The following is a 26146-nucleotide window of genomic DNA, read 5'->3' as shown; positions in this document are numbered from 1 at the left end:
GTGAATGACCCACCGCCATCGCCAGCAGGCTGGCTTCAGGGCAACAGGATGGTCGAGCCGGTGGTGCGGCGCGCCGCCAGGTCGGTCTGCGCCTTGGCGGCGTCCGCCAATGGATAGCGTTGGCCGATCTCCACCTTGAGCTTGCCGGCGGCGATCATCCCGAACAGCTCGTCGGCCATGCGCTGCAGGTTCTCGGCGTTGTTGGCGTAGGTCGCCAGGGTCGGGCGGGTCACGTACAGCGAACCTTTGGCCGCGAGGATCCCCAGGTTGACCCCCTCCACCGCGCCGGACGCATTGCCGAAGCTCACCACCAGCCCGCGCGGGGCCACGCTGTCGAGCGAGGCCGGCCAGGTGTCCTTGCCGACGCCGTCGTACACCACCGGAACCTTCTTCCCGTCGGTCAGTTCCAGCACCCGTTGCGCGACGTTCTCGTGGCTGTAGTCGATGGTCGCCCAGGCACCGTTGGCCTTGGCCAGTTCAGCCTTTTCCTTGGAGCTGACGGTGCCGATCAGCTTCACGCCCAAGGCCTTGGCCCACTGGCAGGCGAGCAGGCCGACGCCGCCGGCCGCCGCGTGGAACAGAATGGTTTCGCCGCCCTTGAGCTCGTAGGTCTGGCGCAGCAGGTACTGCACGGTCAGGCCCTTGAGCATCACGCCGGCGGCGGTCTCGAAACCGATGGCGTCCGGCAGGTGCACCAGGTTGGCTTCGGGCAGCACATGCACGTCACTGTAGGCCCCCAGCGGGCCGCTGCCGTAGGCCACGCGGTCGCCGACCTTGAACCGGGTCACCGCGCTGCCCACCGCCTCGACGATGCCCGCGCCTTCGGCGCCGAGCCCAGACGGCAGGGACGGCGGCGAATACAGACCGCTGCGGTAGTAGGTGTCGATGAAGTTCAGGCCGATGGCCTTGTTGCTCACGCGGACCTGCTGCGGGCCGGGCTCGACGGGCGAGTAGTCGACGTATTCGAGCACGTCGGGGCCGCCGTGGGCGCGGAACTGGATACGCTTGGCCATCTGCCTGCTCCTTGAGACATTCGGGAAGCCTGCTATCGAACCCCCAAGCTTGATCTTCGTCAACTGCGGCAGGCTCGCCTGCGATGGTATGCTGTGCGCCCATTTGCGCGGCGCCCCTTGTTTGCGGGGGCCGCGCGCAGTTTTGCCCGATCCAAGGTGATGCCATGACGACCCGCACCGACGCCGTAAAGGCGTATCTGCTCGACCTGCAAGACCGCATCTGCGCCGCGCTGGAGACCGAAGACGGCGGCACGCGCTTCGTCGAAGACGCCTGGTCCCGTCCGGCCGGCGGCGGCGGTCGCACCCGGGTGATCGAGAACGGCACGGTGATCGAAAAGGGCGGCGTCAACTTTTCCCACGTCTTCGGCAGCGGCCTGCCGCCGTCGGCCAGCGCCCACCGGCCGGAGCTGGCCGGACGCGGCTTCGAGGCCCTGGGCGTGTCGCTGGTGATCCATCCGCACAATCCGCACGTGCCGACGTCCCACGCCAACGTGCGCTTCTTCATCGCCGAAAAGGAAGGCGAAGAACCGGTCTGGTGGTTCGGCGGCGGCTTCGACCTGACCCCGTACTACGGCAACGAAGAAGACTGCGTCCACTGGCACCGCATCGCCGCCCAGGCCTGCGCGCCGTTCGGCCCGGACGTCTACCCGCGCTACAAGGCCTGGTGCGACACCTACTTCCACATCAAGCACCGCCACGAGCCGCGCGGCATCGGCGGCCTGTTCTTCGATGACCTGAACGAGTGGGACTTCGACACCAGCTTCGCCTTCATGCGCGCCATCGGCGATGCCTACATCGACGCCTACCTGCCGATCGTCCAGCGCCGCAAGCACGAGGCGTTCACCGCCAAGCAGCGTGAGTTCCAGGAATTCCGCCGCGGGCGCTACGTCGAGTTCAACCTGGTGTACGACCGCGGCACCCTGTTCGGCCTGCAGTCGGGCGGGCGCACCGAATCGATCCTGATGTCGCTGCCGCCACAGGTGCGCTGGGCCTACGACTGGAAAGCCGAGCCGGGCAGCGAAGAGGCGCGCCTGACCGACTACTTCCTGCAAGACCGCGACTGGCTGGCTCAGGCCTGAGGAGTGTCGATGGACCGTTACGTCGTTTTCGGCAACCCGATCGGCCACAGCAAATCGCCGATGATCCACTCGCTGTTCGCCGGGCAGACCGGCCAGCAGCTTGACTACAGCACCCTGCTGGCGCCGCTGGACGGCTTCAGCGACTGCGCCACGGCGTTCTTCCGGGAAGGACGCGGCGCCAACGTCACCGTACCGTTCAAGGAAGAGGCCTATCGCCTGGCCGACAGCCTGACCGCCCGCGCGCAACGGGCCGGTGCGGTGAACACCCTGAGCCGGCAGGCCGACGGCAGCCTGCTGGGCGACAACACCGACGGCGCCGGGCTGGTGCGCGACCTGACGGTCAATGCCGGTTTCAGCCTGACCGGCAAACGCATCCTGCTGCTGGGGGCCGGCGGCGCGGTGCGCGGCGCGCTGGAGCCGTTGCTGGCCGAGCGGCCGGCGTCGGTGATCATCGCCAACCGCACGGTGGACAAGGCCGAGTTGCTGGCCGAACTGTTCTGCGACCTTGGGCCGGTGTCGGCCAGCGGTTTCGACTGGCTGCAGGAGCCGGTGGACGTGATCATCAACGCCACCTCGGCCAGCCTCACCGGCGACGTGCCGCCGGTCGCCCCGAGCCTGATCGAGCCGGGCAAGACCCTGTGCTACGACATGATGTACGGCAAGGAACCCACCGCGTTCTGCCGCTGGGCCAGCGAACACGGCGCCGGGGTGGTCATGGACGGGCTGGGGATGCTCGCCGAGCAGGCGGCGGAAGCGTTTTTCCTGTGGCGCGGGGTGCGCCCCGACACCGCGCCGGTGCTGGCCGAACTGCGCCGCCAATTGGCGCAATGACCCTGAGGGAGCGAGCCTGCCCGCGATGAAGGCGTCACCTCCAGCATCGCTGTGACAGACAGACCGCCATCGCGAGCAGGTCCGCTCCCCCAGTGGGCTCTGCGGTCAATCCTCGAAGCGGATCGGGCACTTCTGCGGCCCTTCCAGCTTGAGCAACTCCTCCACCACCTGCGGCCGCGCCCGGCGCAACGTCAGGCAACGGTTCTGGCTCAGCAGGCGCCGGGCTTCCTGGTGCAGCATCTCCACCCCCGAGTAATCGATGAAGTTGATCTGCTGCGCCTCGATCACCACCCGGGCGCCGTGCAGGCGTTGCAGGCGCACCTGCAGGTAGTGGCTGGCGCCGAAGAAAATCGAGCCGCCGACCCGCAGCACATCGTCCTCGCCGTCGCGCCAATGCTGCACCCGCGGCTGCGAGGTGCGCTTGAGGTAGAAGAACAGCGACGCCAGCACCCCGGCGTAGATCGCCGTCTGCAGTTCCAGCAGCAGCGTGGCGGCGCAGGTCAGGGCCATCACCGCGAACTCGGCGCGGCTGACCCGCAGCAGGGCGCGGATGCCGCGATGGTCCACCAGCCCCCAGGCGATCAGCAGGATGCTGCCGGCCATGGCCGGGATCGGAATGTGCGCGATCAGCGCGGCGCCGAACAGCGCGAACAGCGCCACCCACACCGCCGAAAACACCCCGGCCAGCGGCGAGCAGGCGCCGGCCTCGTAGCTCAGCCCCGAGCGGGTGAACGACCCGGCGGACAGCGAACCGGAAAAGAACGCCCCGACGATGTTCGACAGCCCCTGGGCGCGGACTTCCTGGTTGGCGTCGAGCAACTGTTGCGAACGGGCGGCGATGGAGCGGGCGATCGACAGGCTGGTGACCAGCCCGAGCATGCCCACCGCCACCGCGCTGGGCAGCAGACGCAGGATCAGGTCCAGATCCAGCGGCAGCGCACTGAACGGCGGCAGGCTGCCGGTGAACGCGCTGACCAGGCGCACATGGCCGAACATCGCCGGCCACAGCCACACCAGCAGGCTGCCCAGCGCCAGGGTGATCAACAACGTCGGCCAGCGCGGCAGCAGGCGCTTGAGCATGGCGCCCACCCCCACGGTGGCCAGGCCCAGGGCCAGCGACGGCTTATCCACAGCCCCCAGGTGGCTCAGCAGATCCGTCAGGCTCGCCAGCGCCGTGGCCTTGGCGGGCAGGTCCAGGCCCAGCAGGTTCGGCAACTGGCCGACGGCGATCACCACCGCCGCGCCGAGGGTGAAGCCGAGCACCACCGAGTGCGACACGAAATTCACCAGGGCGCCGAAGCGCAGCAGGCCGAGCAGCCACTGGAAGATCCCGGCCAGGAAGGTCAGCAGCAGGATCAGGGTGACGTAGTCCTGCGAGGCGGGGACGGCCAACGGGCTGACGCTGGCGTACAGCACGATCGAGATCGCCGCCGTCGGTCCGCAGATCAGGTGCCAGGAGGAGCCCCACAGGCAGGCGATCAGCACCGGGACGATCGCCGCATACAGCCCGTACTCCGGCGGTAGCCCGGCGATCAGGGCGTAGGCGACCGACTGGGGCAGCGCGAGGATCGCGCCGCTGAGGCCGACGATCAGGTCGCGTCCGATGCTGGCGCGGGTTTGCCGGGGTAGCCAGGTCAGGAAGGGCAGCAGTGAGCGGCGGCTGGGGAGGGCCATGGATCCTCTCGGACGGGATTTTGCGCAAGGGTATCAGGCACACACCCTCACGGGTGGCTTGCAGTTTTAGCTTGTGGCTTGTGACGAGGGCGCTTGCTCCCGCTGGAGTGCGCAGCCCGGCGGGAGCAAGCGCCCTCGCCACAGCGTTCAGAGCCGGGCCTTGACCGCAGGCAGTGCGTCTTTGCCGTCCACGGTCTTCACCCCGTCCAGCCATTTCTCCAGCACCGCCGGGTTGGCCTTGATCCACGCCTTGGCCGCGTCGGCGTTGCTGATCTTCTTGTTCACCACCTCGGCCATGATGCTGTTCTCCATCTGCTGGGTGAACGACAGGTTGGTCAGCAGCCGGCCCACGTTCGGGCAGGCTTCGGCGTAACCTTTGCGCGTCAGGGTGTGCACGCTGCCGGTGTCGCCGAAGTACTTCTCGCCGCCCTTGAGGTAATGCATTTTCAGCTGCACGTTCATCGGGTGCGGCGTCCAGCCGAGGAAGGTGACGAACTTCTGCTTCTTCACCGCCCGCGACACTTCGGCGAGCATCGCCTGTTCGCTGGACTCGATCAGCTTCCACTGGCCCATGCCGAAGTCGTCCTTCTTGATCATCTCCTGCAAGGAAATGTTGGCCGGCGCGCCGGAGCCGATGCCGTAGATCTTCTTGTCGAACTTGTCGGCGTACTTGTTCAGGTCGGCGAAGTCATGCACGCCGGCGTCCCACACGTAGTCGGGCACGGCCAGGGTGAACTCGGTGCCGTCGAGGTTCTTCGCCAGTTGAGTGACGTCGCCGGTGGCCACGAACTTGTCGTAGAACCCCTGCTGCGCCGGCATCCAGTTGCCGAGGAACACGTCGACCTGGCCGTCCTTCAGGCCGCCGAAGGTGATCGGCACCGCGAGGGTGTCGACCTTGGGCTTGTAGCCCATGCCGTCCAGCAGGAACCCGGTGATGGCGTTGGTGGCGGCGATGTCGCTCCAGCCGGGGTCGGCCATCTTCACGGTTTCGCAGCTTGCCTCGGCCCAGGCCTGGGCGCTGCCCAGGCTGATCAGGCCGACCGTCACGATTGTGGATAACTTGACCATGGACTTCCCCTTTGCGTTATTGGTTTTGGCAGGGTTGTGGATAACGGGCCTTGCGCTCCAGGTCATCGAGGTCGATGTGGTTGCGCATGTACTGCTGGCTGGCGTCCACCAGCGGCTGGTGATCCCAGCTCTTGAGCGTGCCGAGGGTCAGCGCCCCGGCGACGAAGCGCCGCCGCCGCTGGCTGGCGAGCACGTCCCGGTGGATCGCCGGGATGTCCCAGCGGGCCCGCGCCTCGGCGAGAAAATCGTCGAACAGCTGGCGATGCTGCGGCGATGCGCTGAGTTCTTCCAGCTCGTGCGGATCATTGTCCACATCGAACAGCAGGCAAGGGTCGTCTTCACTGTAGATAAATTTGTAGGCGCCGCGCCGGATCATCATCAACGGGCTCACGGTGCCTTCGGCCATGTATTCGCCGAACACTTCGTCGTGCCCGCCCTGCCCTTGCAGGTGCGGCACCAGCGACCGGCCGTCCAGCGGCAGGCCCGGTTCCAGGCTGCCGCCGGCCAATTCGACGAAGGTCGGCAGCAGGTCGGCGGTGGACACGGCGGCGCTGACCCGGCGGGCGCCGAATTGGCCGGGGGCGCTGATCAGCAGCGGCACCCGGGCGGCCATCTCGAACCAGTGCATCTTGTACCAGAGCCCGCGCTCGCCGAGCATGTCGCCGTGGTCGCCGGAGAACACGATGACGGTGTCGTCGGCCAGCCCGGTTTCCTCCAGGGTCTGCAGGAGCTTGCCGACGTTGTCGTCGATGTAGCTGCACGCGCCGAAGTAGGCCCGGCGCGCGTCGCGGATCTTATCCACAGGCAGCGGCTTGTCCCACAGGTCGTAGACCTTGAGCAGTCGCTGGGAATGCGGGTCGAGCGAATGTTGCTCCGGGGTGACCGGAAGCGGGATGTCGGCATCGTCGTACAAGTCCCAGAACGCCTTGGGAATCGTGTACGGGTCGTGCGGGTGGGTCATCGACACGGTCAGGCAGAACGGCCGGTCGCCGTCCTCGCGGACGTGGTCGTACAGGTACTGGCGGGCCTTGAACACCACTTCTTCGTCGAAATCGAGCTGGTTGGTGCGCACGCACGGCCCGGCCTGCAGCACCGAGGACATGTTGTGGTACCAGCTGGGGCGCACGTCTGGCTCGTCCCAGTTCACCGCCCAGCCGTAGTCGGCGGGGTAGATGTCGCTGGTCAGGCGTTCTTCGTAGCCGTGCAGTTGGTCCGGGCCGCAGAAGTGCATCTTGCCCGACAGCGCGGTGCGGTAGCCGAGGCGGCGCAGGTAATGGGCGTAGGTCGGGACGTCGGCGGGGAAATCGGCGGCGTTGTCGTAGGCGCCGATCTTGCTGGGCAATTGGCCGCTGACCAGGGTGAAGCGCGACGGCGCGCACAGCGGGCTGTTGCAGTAGGCGGCGTCGAACACCACGCCCTGCTCGGCGAGACGGCTGAGGTTCGGCAGCTTGACGGGCGACGGGCCGTAGAACGGCAGCATGGGCGCGGCCATCTGATCGGCCATGATGAAAAGAATGTTCTTGCGCTTCATGTGATCGCGGCATTCCATAGTGGAGAGTTATGCGACATTGCTGCGATTGAGCATGGATTCCATGCCCCGTTCGGTAAAGCCCGTGCCGAACAATGACTAGGATAAGCACTGCTTATGTATGAAGCCCTTGGCGACCTTTCGCTGGACCTGTTGCGCGCCTTCGAGGCGGCGGCCCGTCACCGCAGTTTCACCGCTGCGGCGGTGGAGCTGGGCACCACGCAGCCGGCCGTCAGCCAGCAGATCAAGCGGCTGGAGGAGCAGCTCGGCGCGCGGTTGTTCGACCGGATCTACCGAGGCATCGGCCTGACCGAGGTCGGTGCGTTGCTGTTCGAACAGGTTGCCCTCGGTTTGCAGAACATCGACGCAGGATTGAGCGCGATCAGCGCACAACAGCAGCATGAGGTGTTGCAGGTCGCCACCGATTTCGCCTTCGCCGCCTACTGGCTGATGCCGCGCCTGCACCGCTTCCACGCGGCCAATCCGCAGGTGGACGTGAGCCTGGTCACCAGCGAGCGCAGCCACAACATGCTGCGCACCGACATCGACGTGGCGGTGCTGTTCGGCGACGGGCGCTTCAAGCAGGGCGAAAGCCACTGGCTGTTCAGCGAAGAAGTGTTCCCGGTGTGTAGCCCGCAACTGCTCAAGGACCGCGCCCTTCCCCTTTCGCCCCAGGCGTTGCTGGAGTTTCCGCTGCTGCACCTGCGGGGCGAGAACAGCAGCCGCTGGTTCGACTGGAGCGGACTGTTCCGCGAGCTCGGCCTCACCACCCCGCCGGCGCCGGGGCAATTGCGTTTCGACAACTACACGCTGCTGATCCAGGCGGCCATCGGCGGCCAGGGCGTGGCCATCGGCTGGCGCCACCTTGTGGATAACTTGCTGAGCCAGGGCTTGCTGTGCCGGCCCATCGCCGAGACCACCCTGTCGCGGCTCGGCTATTACGTGGTGCTGCCGCCGCGCAAACGACGTGGGGCATTGATCCAACGGTTCGTCGACTGGCTGATGGCCGAGCAGGCCGGCAGCGCCCAGTCGTTGAACGGGTTGGCGTTGCCGTCGGTGGCGGTGTGAGCGGCTTTCAATTTCGATGCAGAGGATTGCAGATGCAACAGATCAAGGGTTATCACGCCCACATCTACTACGATGCCGGCACGATCGAGCAGGCCCGGGCCCTGTGCGAGCAGGCCGCGCTACGGTTTCCCCTGAAAATGGGCCGGATGCACGAGCGCCCGGTCGGCCCGCACCCGGACTGGAGCTGCCAACTGGCGTTCGGCCCCGAGCTGCTTTGTGATGTGCTGCCTTGGCTGGCGCTCAACCGCAAGGGGCTGGTGGTGTTCCTGCACCCGGACACCGGCGACGACCTGCTCGACCACACCGAGCACGCGATCTGGATGGGTGCGGTGCGGCCGCTGAACCTGTCCATTTTTTGATCAGAGGGTTTCTTCCGGCTCTTGCGGCAGGTGCTCGTCCAGGTGCAGCCACGGCAGCCGGCTGTCGGTCCAGATGTGCCGGTCGGCCGGCGCCTGTTCCGGGTGGTCGAGGGTGGCGACGGTGACGTCGATGCTCTCGGGGCTCAGCCGCGTCGCCAGCGCCAGCTGCGCCCCGCACTGCGGGCAGAAGAACCGCGTGCAGGTGTCCGACGACTCGTAGCGCGACGGCGTGCCGGCCAGCCAGCGGAAATCCGCCGCCGGCGCCGTCAGCCAGGTGGTGACGATGCCGCCGCTGACCCGCCGGCAGATCGAGCAATGGCAGTGGGCGATGTCATGCAGGGGCCCGCTGATCTGATAGCGGATGTGTCCGCAGTGGCATCCGCCGTGGTGCAGTTCGTTCATGGCCTTTCCCTCCCGTGCCCGGATCCGTTGACTCTAGCCGCTTCCGACGGCCGGTTGGCCGTTCGCCCAAAGCTTTCGCCGGCGAAAGCTGGCTGAAAGCTTCCCCGATTAGGATCGCCCCCACTGCCGGCACCAGACCGGCTGGCCAATGCGTGCGCAACCTCGCCCGCCCGGCCCAATTAACAACAACAATGGTGATTCTGATGTCCTCTGCAACCCGCCTCCTCGCTGTCACTCCGCCCGTACGTTCCGTGCTTCCCGTTCTGCGCTGATCCCCCAAGGTCCGCCCATTCCCTAGCCGCGCTACGCCTGGAGTATTCCCATGCTGACTTTCCTTGGCTTCGCCATGGTCATCACGTTCATGTTCCTGATCATGACCAAGCGCCTGTCCGCGCTGATCGCCCTGATCATCATCCCGATCCTGTTCGCGCTGTTCGGCGGCTTTGCGCCGAAGATCGGCCCGATGATGCTCGAAGGCATCACCAAGCTTGCGCCGACCGGCGTGATGCTGATGTTCGCCATCCTGTATTTCGCCCTGATGATCGACTCCGGCCTGTTCGACCCGGCCGTGCGCAAGATCCTCAAGCTGGTCAAGGGCGACCCGCTGAAGGTGTCGGTCGGCACCGCCGTCCTGGCGCTCGTCGTGTCCCTGGACGGCGACGGCGCGACCACCTACATGATCTGCGTGGCCGCCATGCTGCCGCTGTACAGCCGCATCGGCATGAGCCCGCGGATCATGGCCGGCCTGATCATCCTCGCCGGCGGCGTGATGAACATGACCCCGTGGGGCGGCCCGACCGCCCGTGCCGCCAGTGCGCTGCACGTGGATCCGTCGGACATCTTCGTGCCGATGATCCCGGCCATGGCCGCCGGCGTGGTGGCGATCCTGGTCATCGCCTACTTCTACGGCAAGCGTGAGCGCGCGCGCTTGGGCGAGCTGCACCTGGTCGGCGACGAGATCGACCACAGCGAAATCAGCGTCTCGCAGTTCCCGGACGCCCGCCGTCCGAAGCTGATCTGGTTCAACGGCCTGCTGACCCTGGCCCTGATGTGCACCCTGATCGCCGGCCTGCTGCCGCTGCCGGTGCTGTTCATGGTGGCGTTCAGCATCGCGATGATCGTCAACTACCCTTGCCTGCAGCAGCAGAAGGACCGTGTCGCGGCCCACGCCGGCAGCGTGCTGTCAGTGGTCAGCCTGATCTTCGCGGCGGGCATCTTCACCGGTATCCTGTCGGGCACCGGCATGGTCGACGCCATGTCCAAGAGCCTGCTGGCGGTGATCCCGGATTTCCTGGGCCCTTACCTGGCGGTGATCACGGCGCTGGTGAGCATGCCGTTCACGTTCTTCATGTCGAACGACGCGTTCTACTACGGCGTGCTGCCGGTGCTGTCCGAAGCGGCCAGCCATTACGGCATCACTGCGGTGGAAATGGCCCGTGCCTCGATCGTCGGCCAGCCCGTCCACCTGCTCAGCCCGCTGGTGCCGTCCACCTACCTGCTGGTGGCCCTGGCCGGGATCGAGTTCGGCGACCACCAGCGCTTCACGCTCAAGTGGGCAGTGCTGGTCTGCCTGTGCATACTGGCGGCCGCGTTGCTGTTGGGGACTTTTCCGCTGTTCAGCACTCTGTAACTGCAACGGCACCAAACTTCCACGCCGCCAGCTCCATGCTGGCGTCGTGGTTTAACACTCGCTCAAAGGAATACACATGGAATGGCTGACCAACCCTGAGATCTGGGTTGCCTTCTTCACTCTGACCGCCCTGGAGATCGTCCTGGGGATCGACAACATCATCATGATTTCGATCCTGGTCAGCCGCATGCCCAAGCACATGCAGGCCCGCACCCGGATCTTCGGCCTGGGCCTGGCCATGATCACCCGGATCCTGTTGCTGCTGTCGATCACCTGGGTCATGCGCCTGACCGCCGACCTGTTCGTGGTGTTCGGCCAGGGCATTTCCGGCCGCGACCTGATCCTGTTCTTCGGCGGCCTGTTCCTTTTGTGGAAAAGCTCCCAGGAGATGTACCACGCGCTGGAGGGCGAAGACGAAGGCGACGACGCGCCTTCGGGCAAGGGCGGCAATTTCTTCTACACGATCATCCAGATCGCGATCATCGACATCGTGTTCTCCCTGGACTCGGTCATCACCGCCGTGGGCATGGTCTCCCACGTGCCGGTCATGGTCGCTGCGATCGTCGTGGCCGTGCTGGTGATGATGCTGGCCTCGGGCAAGATCAGCGAGTTCATCGACAAGCACCCGTCGCTGAAGATGCTCGCGCTGTCGTTCCTGCTGGTGGTCGGCACCGTGCTGATCGCCGAAGCGTTCGACGTGCATGTGCCTAAGGGTTACGTCTACTTCGCCATGGCGTTCTCGCTGGCCGTCGAAGCGATCAACATCAAGATGCGCGGCGCGATCGCGAGGAAGAAACAGCAGCAGGATCCGGTGAAGCTGCGCAAGGACGTGCCGGGCCAGTAACCCGTCAGGTCACGCGCAATACCCTGTGGGAGCGGGTTTGCCCGCGATGGCGGTTTGTCAGTCGACCCAACGGTCGAACGTGACGGCCCCATCGCGAGCAGGCTCGCTCCCATCGTTTTTTGCGGTGGGCTCGGTTTGGGTTTCATGACGCTTTTGTTTCAATCGACGCTTGGGCTGTGCGATGCTGGCGCCCAGACCGTTAGCCGACTACAGCTTAAATACAACTCGTAGAAAACGCGCGGCACCGTCCACTTGCCCCTCTGGGGCGCCGTCATCACAGGGGGCCTGCAATGCTCACCCTGCTCAATCTGCTTTCCGCCGTGGCCCTGCTGATCTGGGGCACGCACATCGTCCGCACCGGGATCCTGCGGGTCTACGGCTCCAACCTGCGCCACGTCATCGGCCAGAACATGTCCAAGCGCTGGCTGGCCTTCATCGCCGGCATCGTCGTGACCGCGATGGTGCAGAGCAGCAACGCCACCGCCATGCTCGTCACCTCCTTCGTCGGCCAGGGCCTGATGGCGCTGACCCCGGCCCTGGCCACCATGCTCGGCGCCGACGTCGGTACGGCGCTGATGGCACGGGTGCTGACCTTCGACCTGTCGTGGCTGTCGCCGCTGCTGATCTTCATCGGGGTGATCTTCTTCCTGTCGCGCAAGCAGACGCGGCTGGGCCAGATGGGCCGGGTCGCCATCGGCCTGGGGCTGATCATTCTGGCGCTGCAGCTGATCGTCGAGGCGGCCACGCCGATCACCCATGCCCAAGGGGTGAAGGTGATCTTCGCCTCGCTGACCGGCGACATCCTGCTCGACGCCCTGGTCGGTGCGTTGTTCGCGATGGTTTCCTATTCCAGCCTCGCCGCCGTGCTGCTGACCGCGACCCTGGCCGGCGCCAACGTGATCAGCCTGCCGGTGGCGATCGGCTTGGTGATCGGCGCCAACATCGGCAGCGGCGTGCTGGCGTTCATGAGCGCCAGCATGCAGAACGCCGCCGGCCGGCAGGTGGCGCTGGGCAGCCTGCTGTACAAGCTGATCGGGCTGCTGCTGATCATTCCGGTGCTCGACCCGTTGGTGCACTGGCTGGACAGCCTGGATTTCAGCGCCCAGGAAATGGTCATCGGCTTCCACCTGCTCTACAACACCGTGCGCTGCCTGGTGCTGTTGCCCAGCGTCGGGCCGATGGCGCGGCTGTGCGCCTGGCTGCTGCCGGAGCGCGAACAGGCCAACGGCACCGCCCGGCCCCGCCACCTCGATCCGACGGCGCTGACCACGCCGAGCCTGGCCCTGGCCAACGCCGCCCGGGAAACCCTGCGCATGGGCGACCTGATCGACAACATGCTCGACGCCGCCCTCGATGCGCTGCGCGGCAAGCAGACCGCCGTGACCCAGGAAGTGCGCCGGCTGACCGATGACGTCGAGGCGCTGTACAGCGCGATCAAGCTGTACCTGGCGCAGATGCCCCGGGAAGACCTGGGCGAACAGGACAGCCGGCGCTGGGCGGAAATCATCGAACTGGCGATCAACCTCAAGCTGGCCGCCGACCTGATCGAACGCATGCTGCGCAAGGTGCAGCAGCAAAAGACGTCCCAACGCCGTTCGTTCTCCGAGGACGGGCTGGAGGAACTGGCCGGGCTGCAGGCTCAGCTGATCGCCAACCTGCGGCTGGGGCTGTCGGTGTTCCTCAGCGGCGACAAGGAAAGCGCGCGCCAGCTGCTGCGGGAAAAGCGCCGGTTCCGCGCCCAGGAGCGGCGCCTGGCCCACGCCCACGTCAGCCGCCTGCAGCGCAAGATCGTGCAGAGCATCGAAACCAGCTCGCTGCACCTGGAACTGATCGCGGACATGAAACGGCTCAATTCACTGTTCTGCGGCAGCGCCTATGTGGTACTGGAGACGTCGGACACCGGCGCGCTGGCGGCGGACGACATGACGGACATCACGCATTCGCCTTGAACGTCTGCAACCGTGGCCAGTCAGTTACAGTGATCCGGCCTTCAGGCCCTCATTGGTACCCCATCCCCCTGCGGGAGCCAGCCTGCTGGCGGTGAGGGCCTTTCAGGCACCCCGGATCCCCCTTTCAGCCGTACGGAAACTCGTTATGCGTCGCCTGCTGTTCGCCTGCCTGCTGCTCGGTTCCCTGCCCGCCCTGGCCCTGGATCGCTTCCAGGTCGAAGGCTACGCCCTGCCCAACGGCCTGCAGGTGCTGCTCAAGCCCGGCACCGAGCGCGGGCATGTGGCGATCCGGCTGGTGGTCGGGGTCGGCATCGACGATTTCGGCTGCGACGAAAAGGAACTGCCGCACCTGCTCGAACACCTGCTGTTCAGCGGCACCGACGCCACCGGTGAAGGCGGCCTCGAGGAGCGCATGCAGGCCCTGGGCGGTGAATGGAACGCCTTCACCAGCAACGCCGACACCACGTTCGTCATCGAGGCGCCGGCGAAGAACCAGCGCAAGGTGCTCGACCTGCTGCTGGACCTGCTGACCCGCACGCGCATCGACGACAACGCGATCATCGCGGCCAAGCGCGTGGTCGAGCGCGAGGACGGCGGCCATTACACGCACCTGCGGCGCTGGCTCGACCGCCAGGACCTGGGCCACAGCGCGAGCAATCAACTGGCGGTGGAACTGGGGCTCAAATGCCCGCAGCGGGCCGAGGTCGACGGCCTGACCCGCGAGCAGCTGGAGAAGGTGCGCAAGGCCTGGTACGCGCCCAACAACATGACCCTGATCGTGGTCGGCGAGCTCGACCGGCTGCTGCCGGCCTATCTGGAACGGGCCTGGGGCGCGCTGGAGCCGGTCGACCCCAGCGAGCACCGGACGCTGCCGGACATCAGCAGCAGCGCCGCCCACGAGCGCACGCTGATGCGCGGCTTCATCGGCAACGGCGCCAAGCTGCACTGGCTGGTGCCCGAACCGGTGCTGGACGACCAGTACGACGAAACCTTCGACCTGCTCAAGAACTACCTGGACTGGGCGCTGTACCGCCGCTTGCGCCTGGACCACGCGCTGTCCTACGGGCCGTGGGCCGAGCGCGAGGTGTTCGGCGGCGTCGGCTTCATGAGCCTCAACGCCGATGTGGACCGCGACGACATCACCCAGGCCGAACGCGAACTGGAGGGGCTCAAGGCCGACCTGCTCAGGGACGGCCTGGACCCCGACACCTTCGCCCGCCTCAAGCAGGCGGCCATCGCCCACCAGGCCTGGGCCGTGCAGGGCAACAGCGCGCTGGCAGACTATTACTGGAGCGCCCTGGGCGACTATGAGGACGGGCGCTTCGCCGACCCCGCCCGGGAGCTGCAAGGGGTGACGCTTGCGGCGGCGAACAAGGCCATGCGCGAACTGCTGCTGCAACCGGGCTACCTGCGGATCGAGAAGCCGCTGCTCGGCGACGACCAGGTGCTGTGGCTGCTGGGCGGCGGCCTGGGCACCCTGCTGCTGATCGTGCTGGGCTGGCGCCTGCGCCACCGCAAGCCTGACAACCGCTGATCCTGTAGGAGCCAGCCTGCTGGCGATCGCGGTGTGTCATGCAACGGTGATGGGGCTGACACGAAGCCATCGCCGGCAGGCCGGCTCCCACAGGGGCCTGTCCGCTGATTTTACTGATCGGCAGCCTCGCCACGGCGCCCGGCGGGCGGTACTCTGTCGCAGTTTTTCCTCGACCGCCGCGAACTGCCCCCATGCTCAAACTGACCCAGCTGATCCAGCGCATCCTCGAACTGATGAAGCGCTATCCCGGGGTCATTGCGCTCGGCGGTTTCATCTCGGGGGCCGGCAGCTTCATCCTGGTGGACCGCCAGCAAGGGCTGGCCAGCTGGATCGCCACGATCATGCTGCTGAGCTGGATCTGGCTGATGCTGGAAAACAGCCTCACCCAGCTGTTCACCCGGATCTTCAAGCGCGAGATCCCCGAACCGCTGCTGCGCTACGCCACGCAGATGATCCACCAGGAAAGCCTGTTCTTCGTCCTGCCGTTCTTTTTCATCACCACGACCTGGAACAGCGGCCAACTGGTGTTCACCGGCCTGCTGAGCATCGCCGCGTTCATTTCGATCACCGACCCGCTCTACTACAAATGGCTGGCGCGGCGGCGCTGGGCGTTTCTGGCGCTGCACACCCTGACCCTGTTCGCCGCCCTCCTCACCGCGCTGCCGGTGATCCTGCACCTGACCACCTCGCAGAGCTTCAAATGGGCGCTGGGCATCGCCGTGGCGCTGTCGTTCCCCAGCCTGGCGTCGATCTTCCCGATCCGCACCGTGCGCAACGCGCTGGCCATCCTCAGCATCACCCTGGGCATCGGCGCCGTCGGCTGGGTGCTGCGTTCGTGGGTGCCGCCGGCCACGCTGTGGATGACGGACGTGGCGATCAGCACCCAACTGCAGGACCGCACCCCCGGCGACAGCCTCGAAGAGGTCAGCGTCGAGCAGATCCGCAACGGCGGGCTCTACGCCTACACCGCGATCAGCGCGCCGCGGGGGCTGGACGAGCGGATCTATCACGTGTGGCAGTTCAACGGCAAAGAGGTCGACCGCATCGCCCTCGACATCCACGGCGGGCGCAAGGAAGGCTACCGGGCGTGGACGCACAAGCAGAACTTCCCGGCCGACCCGGCGGGCAAATGGCAGGTGCGGGTGTTGACCGAGGACGGCCAGGTGATCGGCGTGCTGCGTTTCACCGTCCCGGACAGCACACCGGCCAAAGAAAAGTAATCGGGTTCGTGCTATTACGTAGGTTCCCGTAACAGCCGCACACGCACGGAGCCTATGACCAGCAGCCCGATGGCCGGCAACGCCCGGCTGGACACCACGCTCACCCCTGCCCGCCTGCGGGTCACGGGCGACTGGACGCTGGCCCACTACGCCGGGCTCAAGCACCTGTGCCAAACGCTGCGCGGCCAGTACGGCGCCGACACCCCCATCGACCTCAACGGCCTCGGTGCCCTCGACACCGCCGGCGCCTCGTTGCTGGTGGAACTGCTCGGTTCCGAACGCCTGGGCCAGTCCGCCGAACACCCCGACTGCACCCTCTCCAACGCCGACCGTGCGTTGCTGCAGACGGTGTACCGCTCGCTGACCGACTTCTGCGTGCCGGTCAAGGAACCGGAAATCAGCGTCAGCGTGCAACTGCTGACCCGCATCGGCCGCGCGGTGGACACGGTCTGGCAAGACACCCTGCAACTGCTGGGCTTCATCGGCCTGATCCTGGAAACCATCGCCCGCAGCCTGCTTAGGCCCAAGCGCTGGCGGATCACCCCGGTGGTGGCGCATATCGAGCAGACCGGCCTCGACGCCGCGCCCATCGTCGCCCTGCTGACCTTCCTGGTAGGCGCCGTGGTGGCGTTCCTCGGGGCGACGGTGCTGGCCGGTTTCGGCGCGAGCATCTTCACCGTGGATCTGGTGGCGTTCTCTTTCCTGCGCGAATTCGGCGTGTTGCTGACCGCGATCCTGATGGCCGGCCGCACTGCCAGTGCCTTCACCGCGCAGATCGGTTCGATGAAGGCCAACGAAGAGATCGACGCGATCCGCACCCTCGGGCTCGACCCGATGGAACTGCTGGTGGTGCCCCGGGTGCTGGCGCTGCTGGTGGCCCTGCCGATGCTGACGTTCCTGGCGATGCTCTGCGGCATCGTCGGCGGCGGTGTGGTCTGCGCGGTGTCGCTGGGGATTTCCCCGGCGATGTTCCTGTCGCTGCTGCAGACCGACATCGGCGTACAGCACTTCCTGGTGGGGCTGGTGAAGGCGCCGGTCTTCGCGTTCATCATCGCGGCGATCGGCTGCCTCGAAGGCTTCAAGGTCAGCGGCAGCGCCGAATCGGTCGGCGCCCACACCACCTCCAGCGTGGTGCAGTCGATTTTCGTGGTCATCGTGCTCGACGCGGTGGCCGCCCTGTTCTTCATGGAGATGAGCTGGTGAGCCGTCCACCCCGCGCGCCCGCCGAGGCGGTCATCGAAGTCCGTGGCCTGTGCAACCGTTTCGGCCGCCAGAGCGTGCATGAGAACCTGGACCTGGACCTGTACAAGGGCGAGATCCTGGCCGTGGTCGGCGGCTCCGGCAGCGGCAAGTCGGTGCTGCTGCGCAGCATCGTCGGCCTGCGCCGGCCCAGCGAAGGCAACGTCACGGTGTTCGGCCAGAACCTGCCGAGCCTGCCGGAGCACGAGCGCTCGCTGATCGAGCGGCGTTTCGGCGTGCTGTTCCAGAAGGGCGCGCTGTTCTCCTCGCTGACCGTGACCGAGAACGTCGCCCTGCCCCTGATCGAGCACGCGGGCCTGAGCCGCGACGACGCCGAACACCTGGCGGCGGTGAAGCTGGCGCTGGCCGGGCTGCCGCTGTCGGCGGCGGACAAGTACCCCGCATCCCTGTCCGGCGGCATGATCAAGCGCGCGGCGCTGGCCCGGGCGCTGGCGCTGGATCCGGACATCCTGTTCCTCGACGAGCCCACCGCCGGGCTCGACCCGATCGGCGCCGCCGCGTTCGACCAACTGATCCTGACCCTGCGCGACGCCCTGGGCCTGAGCGTGTTTCTGGTGACCCACGACCTGGACACGCTCTACACCATCACCGACCGCGTGGCGGTGCTGGCGCAGAAGAAGGTGCTGGTGGCCGGGCCGATCGACCAGGTCTCGGAAACCGACGACGCGTGGATCCACGAATACTTCCACGGCCCCCGGGGCCGCTCGGCGCTCGGCGCCGCTTCACAGCTCAACGAGGTCTGACATGGAAACCCGAGCCCATCATGTGTTGATCGGCCTGTTCACCGTGATCGTGGTGGCGGGCGCCCTGCTCTTCGGCCTGTTTTTGGCCAAGTCCAGCGTCGACACCGAGTTCAAGGATTACGAAGTGGTGTTCAACGAGGCGGTCAGCGGCCTGTCCAAGGGCAGCGCGGTGCAGTACAGCGGGATCAAGGTCGGCGACGTGGTCAGCCTCAGGCTTGATCCGGAAGACCCGCGCCGGGTGCTGGCGCGGATCCGCCTGGGCGGCGACACCCCGATCAAGGAAGACACCCTGGCCAAGCTGGCCCTGACCGGCATCACCGGCACCTCGATCATCCAGCTCAGCGGCGGCACTCCGCAGAGCCCGAACCTCAAGGGCCGCGACGGCAAGCTGCCGACCATCGTCGCCACGCCCTCGCCCATCTCCCGCCTGCTCAATGACAGCAACGACCTGATGACCGGGGTCAACGAGCTACTGCACAACGCCAACCAGATGTTTTCGGCGCAGAACGTCGAGCGCATCAGCAACACCCTCACCCACCTGGAACAGACCACCGGCGCGATCAACGACCAGCGCGGCGACCTGCGCCAGGCCATGCAGCAACTGGCGGCGGTGGGCAAGCAGGCCGGCAGCATGCTCGAACAGACGTCGGCGCTGATGCGCAACGCCAACGGCCTGCTCAACGATCAGGGCAAGCAGGCTCTGGGCAGCGCCGAGCAGGCGATGAAATCCCTGGAGCAAAGCAGCGCCACGATCAACGGCCTGCTGAGCAAGAACCAGACGTCCCTGGACAGTGGCCTGCAAGGCCTCAACGGCCTGGCGCCGGCGGTGCGGGAACTGCGCGAAACCTTGAGCTCGCTGCGCGCCATCTCCCAACGCCTGGAGGCCAACCCCAGCGGCTACCTGCTGGGCAACGACAAGAACAAGGAATTCACCCCATGAAGCCGACCCGCCTCGCCCTTTTCGCCGGTTTCGTGCTGGCCGCTTCGTGTTCGATCCTGCCCAAGCCGGAGCCGCTGGACGTCTACCGCCTGCCCGCCGCCCAGGCTCCCGCCCCGACCGGCCCGGCGGCCGTCCAACACTGGTCGCTGCGCCTGAACAAACTGCAGGCCAGCGAAGCGCTGAACCGGCCGGGCATCGCCGTGATCCCTCAGGGCGACGTGATCAGCACCTACAAGGCCTCGCGCTGGAGCGACCCGGCGCCGGTGCTGCTGCGCAACCGCCTACTCGACGGCTTCCAGCGTGACGGCCGGGTGTCGCTGCTGAGCACCGACGACAGCAACTTCCAGGCGGACCTGGAGCTGGGCGGCAGCCTGCAAGCGTTTCAGACGGAATATGAGGGCAACGGCGCCAGCGTCGTGGTGCGCCTGGATGCGTTGCTGGTGCGTGGCTACGACCAGCGCATCCTCGCCAGCCGCCGCTTCGAGGAACGCCAGCCGCTGAGCGATGTAAAGGTGCCGGCGGCAGTCGCCGGGTTCGGCCAGGCCAGCGACCGCCTGACCGCGAAGGTGGTGGCGTGGGCGGTGGAGCAAGGCCAGCGATTCGCATCGCAACCCCGGCCTTGAGCACCGCACAGAATCCCGTGGGACACACCCACGATCCCCTGCTGGCGATGGCGACGTGTCAGACACCACAGATGTCGGCAGTACCGGCCTCATCGCTTGCAGGCAAGCTCCCACAGGTTTGAGAGCTGGCCGCAGATTCCATACACACCCACGATCCCCTGTGGGCGCCAGCCCTGCTGGCGATGGCGGTCTGTCGGCCTACGGGCAATCGCCGGCAGTCCGGCTTTCGTCCCAGATCGGCGATCAGCCGAAGAACCAGTAGCACACGCCGATGGCGCCGAGCACGCCGGCCAACTCCGCCAGCAGCGCACACCCCACCGCGTGCCGCGCCCGCTGGATGCCCACCGCGCCGAAGTACACCGCCAGCACGTAGAACGTGGTCTCGGTGCTGCCCTGGATCGTCGCCGCCACCAGCGCCGGGAAGCTGTCCACGCCGGAGGTCTTCATGGTCTCGATCAGCATCGCCCGCGCGGCGCTGCCGGAGAACGGCTTGACCATCGCTGTCGGCAGCGCATCGACGAAACGGGTGTCCCAGCCGGCCCACTGCACCAGGTGGCGGATCCCGTCGAGGCCGAAGTCCAGCGCCCCGGAGGCCCGCAGCACGCCGATGGCGCAAAGCATGGCCACCAGGTACGGCAACAGGTTCTTGGCCACGTCGAAGCCCTCTTTGGCCCCTTCGACGAACGCTTCGTACACCTTCACCTTGCGCAGCGCGCCGATCACCAGAAACAGCATGATCAAGCCGAACAGCGTCAGATTGCCGAGGATCGACGACAATCCGGCCAACGCCGTGGCGGACATCGTCGCCAGCAGCGCCATGAAGCCGCCGAGGATCAGCGCGCCGGGCAGCAGGTAGGCCAGTACCACCGGGTCCCAGATGCGCAGGCGCTGCATGACCGCCACCGAGAGAAAGCCGACGATGGTCGAGCAGCTGGTGGCCAGCAGGATCGGCAGGAACACCAGGGTCGGGTCCGGCGCGCCTTGCTGGGCGCGGTACATGAAAATGGTGACCGGCAGCAGGGTCAGGGATGAGGCGTTGAGCACCAGGAACAGGATCTGCGCGTTGCTGGCCACGGTGGCGCTGGGGTTGAGCTCCTGCAGGGCCTTCATGGCCTTGAGGCCGATGGGGGTGGCGGCGTTGTCCAGGCCCAGGCCGTTGGCGGCGAAGTTGAGGGTGATCAGGCCGATGGCCGGATGGCCCGGCGGCACTTCCGGCATCAGGCGCAGGAACAGTGGGCCCAGGGCCTTGGCCAGCCATTCGACGATGCCGGCCTTCTCGGCGATGCGCAGGAAGCCCAGCCACAGGGTGAGGGTGCCGAACAGCAGCACCATGACCTCGACCGACAGCTTGGCCATGGCGAAGATGCTTTCGACCATCGCCGCGAAGATCCCGGCGTTGCCGCCCACCAGCCACTGCGCCAGCGCCGACACGGCCGCCACGATGAAGAAGCCAAGCCACAGGCCGTTAAGCATCAGTCAAATTCCCCCGGAAGATGCGGCGAATGATAGCGGGGCTGCCGAAAACGACAAACCCCGGAAATGATCCGGGGTTTGTTTGTGCGGCCGCTGACTGCAGGAAGCCAGCAGGGCGTGTGTCAGTTCTTGGTGGCCTGGGCCGCCGGAACCTTGTCCTTGCTGCGCCAGTGCGGCAGGGAGTTCCAGTAGCGCTGGCCCTTGGCGTCGTCGTACATGCCTTCCCAACGGGCGATGACCAGCACGGCCAGGGCGTTGCCGATCACGTTCAGGGCGGTGCGCGCCATGTCCATGATGCGGTCGACGCCGGCGATGAACGCCAGGCCTTCCAGCGGAATGCCGACGCTGCCCAGGGTGGCCAGCAGCACCACGAAGGACACGCCCGGCACGCCGGCGATGCCTTTGGAGGTGACCATCAGGGTCAGCACCAGCAGCAGCTGCTGGCTGATCGACAGGTCGATGCCGTACAGCTGGGCGATGAAGATCGCCGCGATGCTCTGGTACAGGGTCGAGCCGTCAAGGTTGAACGAGTAGCCGGTCGGCACCACGAAGCTGCAGATGGCCTTCGGCGCGCCGTAGGCTTCCATCTTCTCGATCACGCGCGGCAGCACGGTTTCGGACGAAGCGGTGGAGTAGGCCAGCACCAGCTCATCCTTGAAGATGCGCATCAGCTTGATCACCGAGAAGCCGAACAGGCGAGCGATCAGGCCCAGCACCACGAAGCCGAAGAACGCGATGGCGACGTAAACCAGGATCACCAGCTTGGCCAGCGGCAGCAGCGAGGCGAAACCGAAGTTGGCCACGGTCACCGCGATCAGGGCGAACACGCCGATCGGGGCGTAGTTCATGATCATGTGGGTGACTTTGAACATGCTTTCCGAGACGCCCTGGAACATCTTCACCAGCGGTTCGCGCAGGTCCGACTGCAGGCTCGACAGACCGAGGCCGAACAGCACGGAGAAGAAGATGATCGGCAGCATCTCGCCGCGGGCCATGGCCGCGAAGATGTTCGACGGGATCAGGTTGAGGATGGTCTCGATGAACGCGTGTTCATGCTGTACTTCGGCGGCGGTGGCCTTGTACTTGGAGATGTCCACGGTGCCCAGGGTGCTCATGTCGATGCCGGCGCCCGGATGGAACACGTTGGCCAGCAGCAGGCCGACGACGATGGCGATGGTGGTGACGATCTCGAAGTAGATGATGGTCTTCAGGCCGATGCGCCCGAGCTTCTTGGCGTCGCCCACGCCGGCGATGCCGACGATAAGGGAGGAAATGACGATCGGGATCACGATCATCTTGATCAGACGGATAAAGATATCGCCTGCCGGTTGCAGGACGTTGCTGATCCACCAGGCCTTTTCGGCGCTGAAGTGGTTGAGCAACGCGCCAATGGCAATCCCCAATACGAGACCGATCAGGATTTGCCAGGCGAGGCTGAGCTTTGCCTTCTTCATTATTTTTACCCTTACTTGCGTTTGACTCAGGCACATGCAGGAACTGGAACGCGCTCGGCGCAAAAGTCTGTGCATCTGCCTCCGTATAAGGTGCTCCGGAGCGCATGATTACGCTCTCCGGCAGGCGAAAAAAGGCGCAACTATTCCGATGCGGGGTTGCGCCGTCTAATGCCGTAAGCGACTACCCTATGCCGAATCGGCATGAGATTTTTCAATTGAAACTGGCGTCCCAAGCGGTTCGATTGCGACATTCAAGCAGGCATAAGCGCCGTGAACCGGCCATTTCAGCGTAGCTGGCTTGTTTTTACGGTGTCCTGAATCGGAAGAAAATTTGGGAAAAAACCTACAACGGAAAACGAAAAGGCCCGATGTGAAATCGGGTTCTTTATCGATATACGGTCGCCGCGAAACACGGCGAAACGGTTTTCGCCACAGTCTGAACGATTCAACGGTGAGCAGGACGCTCTAGATCAACGTTTGGCGCGTTCGAAGCTTTCGGCAAGTCCGTCGGACCTCGGACGGGCCGGCGAACTTGCGCGCAGCTTCATTGCCCTGGCCCGGCCCTCATCGCAGGCACTCCCTGTACCCGTAGGTCACTCCGACCCTGCAACAGTCAGAACGTCCCGGCCCCTTGGCCATGCGCCGGCCTTCCTCGGGCGGGCGCAATGAAGGGCAGCTTGGCGCTGCCCTCATGTTCAATACCAGTTCGGATCCTTCCTCAGCGTTTCGGTCAGCAGTCCCTGCATGCCTTCATCGGGCTTGCCCAGGAATCGGTAAGTGGCATGCCGCGTCGGCGACTTGTCCGCCGGCAGCCCCTCCGGCACATCGACCAGCAGGGCGTAGGCCTGCTTCTTGTCGAAGCTGAAGGCGACGATCAGGCGGTGGTTCAGGCAGGTCTGCTCGGTCTCGCACAGCGGCCCCACCAGGTACTGGTCGCCATCCTCTTCGACGGCATTCATTTGCTGCTGCGGCGCTCCGGAGAGGTTCATCACCCATTCCGGCAGGCGTTCCTCTTTCTTCACCACTTTTTGCCAGGTGTCCCGGTATTGGGGGTCGGCATTGAGCAGCTCGTTGACGCGCGTCTGGCCATCATTGGCCGCCATCGCCATGGCGCAGCCGCCCATGAGCAGGGCGGCCGCCAGTGTCTTCACGACGCTCATGGTCAGCCTCGGCCGCGGCGGCCGAAGATGAAGGACGCGATGAACATCACCAGGAACACGACAAAGAGAATCTTGGCGATGCCCGTGGCAGTGCCCGCGATACCACCGAAGCCCAGCACGGCGGCGATGATGGCAATGATCAGGAAGGTGATTGCCCAGCTCAACATGATGATTCTCCTCACTTCTGTTTTAAGGGTGTTGCCCGTCTCGGCGTTCGACGCCCAGATTCATTCAAAAGATCCAGCGTTCTTCGCGGGGCGCCTGATCCAGCGGTTGCGGCTGGTCGACGTCGACCATGCGCAGCGCGACGTCCTCGGCCTGGCGGCTGGCGACCGCGCTGAAATGGGTCTGTACGGGGTGTTGGATCGAGATCAGGGGTTCAGGCGTCTGGCTCTGTTCCCAGCGCAGGTATTGCTGGCACGCGATCAGGGTGACCAACAGCGCGAGCAGGCCGAACAGGCCTTGCTGGATGTGCAGGGACGAGAGGCGAGCGGTGGTGGCGCTTGGGCGAGTCATCCTGGTGTCCTCACTCTTATTCGTTGGGGCGATCGATGTCTGCCCGGTCTGAGGGAGTCTTTGCAGAGCGCATGCCAGCTTTTTTTGATCAAAAATAATCAATAAAATCAATAACTTATAAAATCAATCAAGGAAAATGACGACGCATCCTGCACGATGCCGCCTGTCACCGTCGTGCGAATTGCACGACCGCTCCGACAGACATTTCATTCTTTTTGAATGGATGGCGGGGCGCGGATGTCAGAAATGAGGCGGGAGGTAATGGCGAAATCCGTGATCGACCGCAAAAGTCAGAAAAATCAGCGGATTAGCCGTAAGGGCAGGAGGGAGCTACCCTGCCATGACTGGAATCGATCAGAATCGACCATGCAACTTGCCCGATTTTTCCGGGACTAAACCAAGACATTCACTTATGGAGCGTAGGAAAAATGGAATCAGCCACTGAGCATCAAGGCCGCATTCTGCTGGTGGACGATGAATCCGCCATCCTGCGAACGTTCCGCTATTGCCTCGAAGACGAGGGCTATACGGTGGCCACCGCCACCAGCGCCGCCCAGGCCGATGCGCTGCTGCAGCGGCAGGTGTTCGACTTGTGCTTTCTGGATCTGCGCCTGGGCGAGGACAACGGTCTGGACGTCCTGGCGCAGATGCGCGTTCAGGCGCCGTGGATGCGGGTGGTGATCGTCACCGCCCATTCGGCGGTCGACACCGCGGTGGATGCGATCCAGGCCGGCGCCGCCGATTACCTGGTCAAGCCGTGCAGCCCCGATCAGTTGCGCTTGGCCACGGCCAAGCAACTGGAAGTGCGCCGGCTCTCGGCACGCCTGGAAGCCCTCGAAGGCGAAATCCGCCAGTCGAAGGACGGCCTCGACTCCCACAGCCCGGCAATGAAGGTGGTGCTGGAGACCGCGCGCCAAGTGGCGGGCACCGATGCCAACATCCTGATCCTGGGCGAGTCCGGCACCGGCAAGGGCGAGCTGGCCCGGGCCATCCATGGCTGGAGCAAGCGCGAGAAGAAGTCCTGCGTCACGGTCAACTGCCCGTCGCTGAACGCCGAACTGATGGAAAGCGAACTGTTCGGGCACAGCCGCGGCGCGTTCACCGGCGCCAGCGAGAGCACGCTCGGGCGAGTCAACCAGGCCGACGGCGGCACGCTGTTTCTCGACGAGATCGGCGATTTTCCCCTGACCTTGCAGCCGAAACTGCTGCGTTTCATTCAAGACAAGGAATACGAGCGGGTAGGGGATCCGGTCACTCGGCGCGCCGATGTGAGGATCTTGGCAGCCACCAACCTCAACCTGGAAGACATGGTGCGTGACGGGCGTTTCCGCGAGGATCTGCTGTACCGCCTGAACGTCATCACCCTGCACCTGCCGCCGCTGCGTGAACGAAGCGAGGACATCCTCACCCTGGCCGAGCGTTTCCTGGCCCGTTTCGTCAAGGAATACGCGCGTCCGGCCCGAGTGTTCAGCGACGAGGCCCGCGAGGCGATGCTCAGCTACCGCTGGCCGGGCAACATCCGGGAGCTGCGCAACGTGGTCGAGCGCGCCAGCATCATTTGCCCTCAGGAGCGGGTGGAAATCAGCCACTTGGGCATGGCCGAGCAACCGGCCGCCAATACGCCGCGGATCGGCGCCGCCCTGAGCCTCGACGAACTGGAGCGGGCCCACATCGGCGCGGTGCTGGCCACCGCCGGCACCCTCGACCAGGCGGCCAAGACACTGGGCATCGACGCCTCGACCCTGTACCGCAAGCGCAAGCAATACAACCTGTGAGCG

Annotated in this window: 24 protein-coding genes; 14 read left to right on the top strand and 10 right to left on the bottom strand. The window is 65.6% G+C overall.

What is annotated here, in order from left to right:
• Positions 1-35: 35 nt before the first annotated feature.
• Positions 36-1013, bottom strand: coding sequence for an NADPH:quinone reductase (locus tag CAG41_RS00470; RefSeq protein WP_085579321.1), 978 nt, complete (start codon positions 1011-1013; stop codon positions 36-38).
• A gap of 164 nt (positions 1014-1177) precedes the next feature.
• Between CAG41_RS00470 and hemF the strand changes: the two genes are divergently transcribed.
• Both hemF and aroE read left to right on the top strand, forming a co-directional pair.
• On the top strand, positions 1178-2092 hold the full coding sequence (hemF, locus tag CAG41_RS00465) for an oxygen-dependent coproporphyrinogen oxidase (protein WP_085579323.1): 915 nt from the start codon (positions 1178-1180) through the stop codon (positions 2090-2092).
• A gap of 9 nt (positions 2093-2101) precedes the next feature.
• Positions 2102-2923 carry a shikimate dehydrogenase gene (aroE, locus tag CAG41_RS00460; RefSeq protein WP_085579326.1) on the top strand — a complete coding sequence of 274 codons (822 nt, stop codon included), beginning with the start codon at positions 2102-2104 and terminating at the stop codon, positions 2921-2923.
• 105 nt (positions 2924-3028) lie between these two features.
• On the opposite strand, the gene CAG41_RS00455 is transcribed toward aroE, so the two are convergent.
• The 3 genes from CAG41_RS00455 to betC all read right to left on the bottom strand — a co-directional run bounded on the left by CAG41_RS00455 (position 3029) and on the right by betC (position 7196).
• Positions 3029-4597 carry a SulP family inorganic anion transporter gene (locus CAG41_RS00455; RefSeq protein WP_085655943.1) on the bottom strand — a complete coding sequence of 523 codons (1569 nt, stop codon included), beginning with the start codon at positions 4595-4597 and terminating at the stop codon, positions 3029-3031.
• Between the two features lie 147 nt (positions 4598-4744).
• A complete protein-coding gene (gene choX / locus CAG41_RS00450; RefSeq protein ID WP_085579330.1) occupies positions 4745-5665 on the bottom strand; it encodes a choline ABC transporter substrate-binding protein in 921 nt (306 codons plus the stop codon).
• 16 nt (positions 5666-5681) lie between these two features.
• Positions 5682-7196, bottom strand: a complete 1515-nt coding sequence (gene betC / locus CAG41_RS00445) for a choline-sulfatase (RefSeq protein WP_085630369.1) — start codon at positions 7194-7196, stop codon at positions 5682-5684.
• 114 nt (positions 7197-7310) lie between these two features.
• Between betC and CAG41_RS00440 the strand changes: the two genes are divergently transcribed.
• The gene (locus CAG41_RS00440) at positions 7311-8261 is read left to right on the top strand and encodes a LysR family transcriptional regulator (RefSeq protein ID WP_085579335.1); all 951 of its coding nucleotides are present in this window, start codon (positions 7311-7313) and stop codon (positions 8259-8261) included.
• A gap of 32 nt (positions 8262-8293) precedes the next feature.
• Entirely contained in the window at positions 8294-8620 is a 327-nt protein-coding gene (locus tag CAG41_RS00435) for a DOPA 4,5-dioxygenase family protein (RefSeq protein WP_085706596.1), read from the top strand.
• On the opposite strand, the gene CAG41_RS00430 is transcribed toward CAG41_RS00435, so the two are convergent.
• On the bottom strand, positions 8621-9022 hold the full coding sequence (locus tag CAG41_RS00430) for a GFA family protein (protein ID WP_085706595.1): 402 nt from the start codon (positions 9020-9022) through the stop codon (positions 8621-8623). It abuts the gene before it with no gap.
• A 322-nt stretch (positions 9023-9344) separates the two neighbouring features.
• Here CAG41_RS00430 and CAG41_RS00425 point away from each other — a divergent pair, with 322 nt between their 5' ends.
• From CAG41_RS00425 to CAG41_RS00385, 9 genes are all read left to right on the top strand, one after another.
• Positions 9345-10652 carry a CitMHS family transporter gene (locus CAG41_RS00425; protein WP_085579342.1) on the top strand — a complete coding sequence of 436 codons (1308 nt, stop codon included), beginning with the start codon at positions 9345-9347 and terminating at the stop codon, positions 10650-10652.
• A 76-nt stretch (positions 10653-10728) separates the two neighbouring features.
• Positions 10729-11496: a TerC family protein gene (locus tag CAG41_RS00420; protein ID WP_085706594.1), complete on the top strand. Its 768-nt coding sequence runs from the start codon at positions 10729-10731 to the stop codon at positions 11494-11496.
• A 290-nt stretch (positions 11497-11786) separates the two neighbouring features.
• Positions 11787-13445, top strand: a complete 1659-nt coding sequence (locus tag CAG41_RS00415) for a Na/Pi cotransporter family protein (RefSeq protein ID WP_085579346.1) — start codon at positions 11787-11789, stop codon at positions 13443-13445.
• Positions 13446-13590: 145 nt separating this feature from the next.
• Positions 13591-14979 (top strand): pitrilysin family protein, encoded by a 1389-nt coding sequence (locus CAG41_RS00410; protein ID WP_085706593.1) that lies wholly within the window; start codon positions 13591-13593, stop codon positions 14977-14979.
• A gap of 191 nt (positions 14980-15170) precedes the next feature.
• Positions 15171-16199 carry a DUF5924 family protein gene (locus tag CAG41_RS00405; RefSeq protein WP_085579350.1) on the top strand — a complete coding sequence of 343 codons (1029 nt, stop codon included), beginning with the start codon at positions 15171-15173 and terminating at the stop codon, positions 16197-16199.
• A 54-nt stretch (positions 16200-16253) separates the two neighbouring features.
• Positions 16254-17402, top strand: coding sequence for an ABC transporter permease (locus CAG41_RS00400; protein WP_085630377.1), 1149 nt, complete (start codon positions 16254-16256; stop codon positions 17400-17402).
• Positions 17399-18202, top strand: a complete 804-nt coding sequence (locus CAG41_RS00395) for an ABC transporter ATP-binding protein (protein WP_085579354.1) — start codon at positions 17399-17401, stop codon at positions 18200-18202. The genes CAG41_RS00400 and CAG41_RS00395 overlap by 4 nt, the downstream gene beginning before the upstream one ends.
• A 1-nt stretch (position 18203) precedes the next feature.
• Entirely contained in the window at positions 18204-19142 is a 939-nt protein-coding gene (locus CAG41_RS00390) for an MlaD family protein (RefSeq protein ID WP_085706592.1), read from the top strand.
• Positions 19139-19765, top strand: a complete 627-nt coding sequence (locus CAG41_RS00385; protein WP_085579358.1) for an ABC-type transport auxiliary lipoprotein family protein — start codon at positions 19139-19141, stop codon at positions 19763-19765. The genes CAG41_RS00390 and CAG41_RS00385 overlap by 4 nt, the downstream gene beginning before the upstream one ends.
• A 243-nt stretch (positions 19766-20008) precedes the next feature.
• Here CAG41_RS00385 and CAG41_RS00380 read toward each other — a convergent pair whose 3' ends face one another.
• The 5 genes from CAG41_RS00380 to CAG41_RS00360 all read right to left on the bottom strand — a co-directional run bounded on the left by CAG41_RS00380 (position 20009) and on the right by CAG41_RS00360 (position 24368).
• Positions 20009-21238, bottom strand: coding sequence for a nucleoside recognition domain-containing protein (locus CAG41_RS00380; protein WP_085579360.1), 1230 nt, complete (start codon positions 21236-21238; stop codon positions 20009-20011).
• A gap of 122 nt (positions 21239-21360) precedes the next feature.
• Positions 21361-22692, bottom strand: coding sequence for a glutamate/aspartate:proton symporter GltP (gene gltP, locus CAG41_RS00375; protein WP_085579362.1), 1332 nt, complete (start codon positions 22690-22692; stop codon positions 21361-21363).
• A 695-nt stretch (positions 22693-23387) separates the two neighbouring features.
• Positions 23388-23852 (bottom strand): inhibitor of vertebrate lysozyme family protein, encoded by a 465-nt coding sequence (locus CAG41_RS00370; protein WP_085579364.1) that lies wholly within the window; start codon positions 23850-23852, stop codon positions 23388-23390.
• A 2-nt stretch (positions 23853-23854) separates the two neighbouring features.
• On the bottom strand, positions 23855-24019 hold the full coding sequence (locus CAG41_RS00365) for a DUF1328 domain-containing protein (protein WP_085579366.1): 165 nt from the start codon (positions 24017-24019) through the stop codon (positions 23855-23857).
• A 64-nt stretch (positions 24020-24083) separates the two neighbouring features.
• On the bottom strand, positions 24084-24368 hold the full coding sequence (locus CAG41_RS00360) for a hypothetical protein (protein WP_085706591.1): 285 nt from the start codon (positions 24366-24368) through the stop codon (positions 24084-24086).
• 428 nt (positions 24369-24796) lie between these two features.
• Between CAG41_RS00360 and algB the strand changes: the two genes are divergently transcribed.
• On the top strand, positions 24797-26143 hold the full coding sequence (algB, locus tag CAG41_RS00355) for a sigma-54-dependent response regulator transcription factor AlgB (RefSeq protein WP_085579371.1): 1347 nt from the start codon (positions 24797-24799) through the stop codon (positions 26141-26143).
• Positions 26144-26146: the final 3 nt, after the last annotated feature.

This window comes from Pseudomonas sp. B35(2017) (assembly GCF_002113645.1).
Classification (GTDB): domain Bacteria; phylum Pseudomonadota; class Gammaproteobacteria; order Pseudomonadales; family Pseudomonadaceae; genus Aquipseudomonas; species Aquipseudomonas ekonensis.
The sequence above is the reverse complement of the archived record's forward strand: the minus strand, read 5'-3'. Positions and strand labels throughout refer to the sequence as shown.

Coding starts and splice junctions, on each gene's coding strand:
- CAG41_RS00470 (WP_085579321.1), bottom strand. CDS start 1,013: ATGGCCAAGCGTATCCAGTTCCGCGCCCACGGCGGCCCCGACGTGCTC.
- hemF (WP_085579323.1), top strand. CDS start 1,178: ATGACGACCCGCACCGACGCCGTAAAGGCGTATCTGCTCGACCTGCAA.
- aroE (WP_085579326.1), top strand. CDS start 2,102: ATGGACCGTTACGTCGTTTTCGGCAACCCGATCGGCCACAGCAAATCG.
- CAG41_RS00455 (WP_085655943.1), bottom strand. CDS start 4,597: ATGGCCCTCCCCAGCCGCCGCTCACTGCTGCCCTTCCTGACCTGGCTA.
- choX (WP_085579330.1), bottom strand. CDS start 5,665: ATGGTCAAGTTATCCACAATCGTGACGGTCGGCCTGATCAGCCTGGGC.
- betC (WP_085630369.1), bottom strand. CDS start 7,196: ATGAAGCGCAAGAACATTCTTTTCATCATGGCCGATCAGATGGCCGCG.
- CAG41_RS00440 (WP_085579335.1), top strand. CDS start 7,311: ATGTATGAAGCCCTTGGCGACCTTTCGCTGGACCTGTTGCGCGCCTTC.
- CAG41_RS00435 (WP_085706596.1), top strand. CDS start 8,294: ATGCAACAGATCAAGGGTTATCACGCCCACATCTACTACGATGCCGGC.
- CAG41_RS00430 (WP_085706595.1), bottom strand. CDS start 9,022: ATGAACGAACTGCACCACGGCGGATGCCACTGCGGACACATCCGCTAT.
- CAG41_RS00425 (WP_085579342.1), top strand. CDS start 9,345: ATGCTGACTTTCCTTGGCTTCGCCATGGTCATCACGTTCATGTTCCTG.
- CAG41_RS00420 (WP_085706594.1), top strand. CDS start 10,729: ATGGAATGGCTGACCAACCCTGAGATCTGGGTTGCCTTCTTCACTCTG.
- CAG41_RS00415 (WP_085579346.1), top strand. CDS start 11,787: ATGCTCACCCTGCTCAATCTGCTTTCCGCCGTGGCCCTGCTGATCTGG.
- CAG41_RS00410 (WP_085706593.1), top strand. CDS start 13,591: ATGCGTCGCCTGCTGTTCGCCTGCCTGCTGCTCGGTTCCCTGCCCGCC.
- CAG41_RS00405 (WP_085579350.1), top strand. CDS start 15,171: ATGCTCAAACTGACCCAGCTGATCCAGCGCATCCTCGAACTGATGAAG.
- CAG41_RS00400 (WP_085630377.1), top strand. CDS start 16,254: ATGACCAGCAGCCCGATGGCCGGCAACGCCCGGCTGGACACCACGCTC.
- CAG41_RS00390 (WP_085706592.1), top strand. CDS start 18,204: ATGGAAACCCGAGCCCATCATGTGTTGATCGGCCTGTTCACCGTGATC.
- CAG41_RS00385 (WP_085579358.1), top strand. CDS start 19,139: ATGAAGCCGACCCGCCTCGCCCTTTTCGCCGGTTTCGTGCTGGCCGCT.
- CAG41_RS00380 (WP_085579360.1), bottom strand. CDS start 21,238: ATGCTTAACGGCCTGTGGCTTGGCTTCTTCATCGTGGCGGCCGTGTCG.
- gltP (WP_085579362.1), bottom strand. CDS start 22,692: ATGAAGAAGGCAAAGCTCAGCCTCGCCTGGCAAATCCTGATCGGTCTC.
- CAG41_RS00370 (WP_085579364.1), bottom strand. CDS start 23,852: ATGAGCGTCGTGAAGACACTGGCGGCCGCCCTGCTCATGGGCGGCTGC.
- CAG41_RS00365 (WP_085579366.1), bottom strand. CDS start 24,019: ATGTTGAGCTGGGCAATCACCTTCCTGATCATTGCCATCATCGCCGCC.
- CAG41_RS00360 (WP_085706591.1), bottom strand. CDS start 24,368: ATGACTCGCCCAAGCGCCACCACCGCTCGCCTCTCGTCCCTGCACATC.
- algB (WP_085579371.1), top strand. CDS start 24,797: ATGGAATCAGCCACTGAGCATCAAGGCCGCATTCTGCTGGTGGACGAT.